Source organism: Nocardia ignorata NBRC 108230 (assembly GCF_001612905.1).
GTDB lineage: Bacteria > Actinomycetota > Actinomycetes > Mycobacteriales > Mycobacteriaceae > Nocardia > Nocardia ignorata.
This window is the reverse complement of sequence record NZ_BDBI01000003.1, coordinates 1-2369: the sequence shown is the minus strand read 5'-3', so window position 1 is coordinate 2369 and position 2369 is coordinate 1. Positions and strand designations below refer to the sequence as shown.

4 protein-coding genes and 1 pseudogene are annotated in these 2369 nt (G+C 68.1%); all 5 read left to right on the top strand.

Annotated elements, in window-relative coordinates; all coding sequences use genetic code 11:
* Positions 1 to 145: pseudogene (locus NI2_RS34900) on the top strand (Mrp/NBP35 family ATP-binding protein); the annotation flags it as partial.
* A 50-nt stretch (positions 146 to 195) separates the two neighbouring features.
* A complete protein-coding gene (locus tag NI2_RS03690) occupies positions 196 to 516 on the top strand; it encodes a DivIVA domain-containing protein (RefSeq protein ID WP_067486028.1) in 321 nt (106 codons plus the stop codon).
* Positions 513 to 1145 carry a DNA-3-methyladenine glycosylase I gene (locus NI2_RS03685; RefSeq protein ID WP_067486025.1) on the top strand — a complete coding sequence of 211 codons (633 nt, stop codon included), beginning with the start codon at positions 513 to 515 and terminating at the stop codon, positions 1143 to 1145. The genes NI2_RS03690 and NI2_RS03685 overlap by 4 nt, the downstream gene beginning before the upstream one ends.
* An 82-nt stretch (positions 1146 to 1227) precedes the next feature.
* A complete protein-coding gene (locus NI2_RS32725; protein WP_011211259.1) occupies positions 1228 to 1395 on the top strand; it encodes a DUF3117 domain-containing protein in 168 nt (55 codons plus the stop codon).
* Positions 1392 to 2324 carry a putative RNA methyltransferase gene (locus NI2_RS03680; RefSeq protein WP_371851933.1) on the top strand — a complete coding sequence of 311 codons (933 nt, stop codon included), beginning with the start codon at positions 1392 to 1394 and terminating at the stop codon, positions 2322 to 2324. The genes NI2_RS32725 and NI2_RS03680 overlap by 4 nt, the downstream gene beginning before the upstream one ends.
* Positions 2325 to 2369 lie beyond the last annotated feature (45 nt).

Below are 2369 nucleotides of genomic sequence, written 5' to 3'. Positions count from 1 at the left end.
TGGTGACGCGGGTACGCCGATCGTGCTCTCCGATCCGGAGAACCCGGCCGCCGTCGCCCTGCGCGGCGTCGCCGACAAGCTCGCTATCCGCAAGCGCGGCCTGGCGGGGATGTCGCTCGGCATCGACACCACGCGCCACCTCTGACCGCTCCCGCTGATGCGGGACTTGTCGGTGGGCTTGCCTAGTCTGAAGGCATGCTGACGCTGCTTCTGTATGTGCTCATCGTCGGGTTGGTCGCGGCGATGTTGTTTCTCGTCGCCAGTGCGGTGTTCGGCCGGTCGGAGGAGCTCGGACCGTTGCCGCAGGGCACCACCGCTACCGTGCTGCCCGCCGAGGGCGTCACGGGGGCGGATGTGCGCGCGTTGCGGTTTCAGCAGGTGGTGCGCGGTTACAAGGCCGGTGAGGTCGACTGGGCGCTGGAGCGGTTGGCTGAGCGCATCGACGAACTCGAGTTCGAATTAGCGCAGATGCGGCAGTGGCAGGCGCAGGTGGCAGCGGGTCAGGAGCAGCGGTGAGCGAGCTCGTCGACGACGGGCTGGTCCGCTGCGACTGGGCGACCGGCTCCCAGCTCTACCGCGATTACCACGACCACGAATGGGGCAAGACCCTCCACGGCGACGATGCCATTTTCGAGCGGCTGTGCCTCGAGGCGTTCCAATCGGGCCTGTCCTGGATCACGATCCTCCGCAAGCGCCCGGCCTTCCGCGCCGCCTTCGCGGGCTTCGAGATCGCCAAGGTCGCCGAATTCGACGACACCGACCGGGCACGGCTGCTCGCCGACGCCGGGATCGTCCGCAACCGCGCGAAAATCGACGCGACCATCGCGAATGCCCGGGTTGCTCGCGACCTGCCGATCGGCCTCGACCAGCTGGTGTGGTCGTTCGCACCCGAGCCACGCCCGAGGCCCGCGGCCATCGCGGATGTGCCCGCCACCACACCCGAATCCATTGCTCTGGCAAAGGAATTGAAGCGGCGCGGCTTCGCTTTCGTCGGCCCGACCACGGCCTACGCACTGATGCAGGCGACCGGCATGGTGGACGATCACCTGGCCGTTTGCTGGGTGCAAGCCGTACCGAAAGGAACCGACTCCGGAGTCAGATTTGCTACTCAGGTGTCCGCCCGAGTCGGCAATAGGGAAGAATAGGACCGGTGTGGCCCGCCGAACACCCGGCGGACCAGAGAACAGTAGTGCGCACTCCACCGCGCAGATCTGGAGGGAGCAGAGGATGGCGGCCATGAAGCCCCGTACCGGGGACGGTCCCCTCGAGGCAACCAAGGAAGGTCGTGGAATCGTCATGCGGGTTCCACTCGAGGGTGGCGGGCGTTTGGTCGTCGAACTCACACCGGACGAGGCAGCGGCCCTCGGTGACGAACTGAAGAGCGTCACCAGCTGACAGCCCTGACCGAGGTCGCCGCACTCCTGGCCTGCCCGGAGTGCGGCGACACCCTGCAGCCCGGCGCAGGCACATTGCGGTGCGGCAACCGGCACAGCTTCGACATCGCCCGCCAGGGTTACGTCGGCCTGCTCACCGGCGCCTCGACGAAAATGACCGGCGACACCGCCGCGATGCTCGACGCTCGCGCGGCATTCCAGAGTGCGGGCCACTTCGCGCCGATCGCGAATGCCGTCGCCCAAGCTTTCCACTCCGCGCACCCGGCCGGACACACGCCGTCCGCGGCCGACGCCGGACTGCCGTACCGCCACACATCGTCGAATGACCCCGGATCGTCGGCCGACGCCGGATCGCTGGGGGGTGCGGTGCTGGAGATCGGGGCCGGTACCGGGTACTACCTGGGCGAGGTCCTCGACGCGCATCCGGGTCTCCGCGGCATCGCGCTCGATGTCGCGAAGCCTGCTGCTCGTCGCGCGGCTCGCGCGCATCCCCGGCTCGCGTCGATCCTGGCCGACGCCTGGCGTGGGCTGCCGATCCGCGATGACGCTCTCACGGGGGTCTTATCGGTGTTCGCACCGCGCAATCCCAGCGAAGTCGCGCGAGCCCTCGCCGCCGGCGGACGGTTCGTCGTCGTCACGCCAACCCCACGGCATCTGGGCGAGTTGATCGAGCCGCTGGGTATGGTCCGCGTGGACCCCGACAAGGAGCATCGGCTCGATGACGCGCTGTCGGGGACTTTCACCCGCATCGATCACGTCGTGGTCGAATTCCCCATGAAGCTGTCACGTGCCGACGTCACCAATGTGGTCGCCATGGGACCGTCCGCCTTCCACACCACCGCCGGGGACGACCCACGCATCGCCGGCCTCGCCGACATCACCGGGGTCACCGCTTCGGTCACCGTTGCGCGGTACGCACCTGTCGGCTGAGTGCGGACAACACCTCGGTGTTTTGTGCACCAGGGAGGTGTTGGG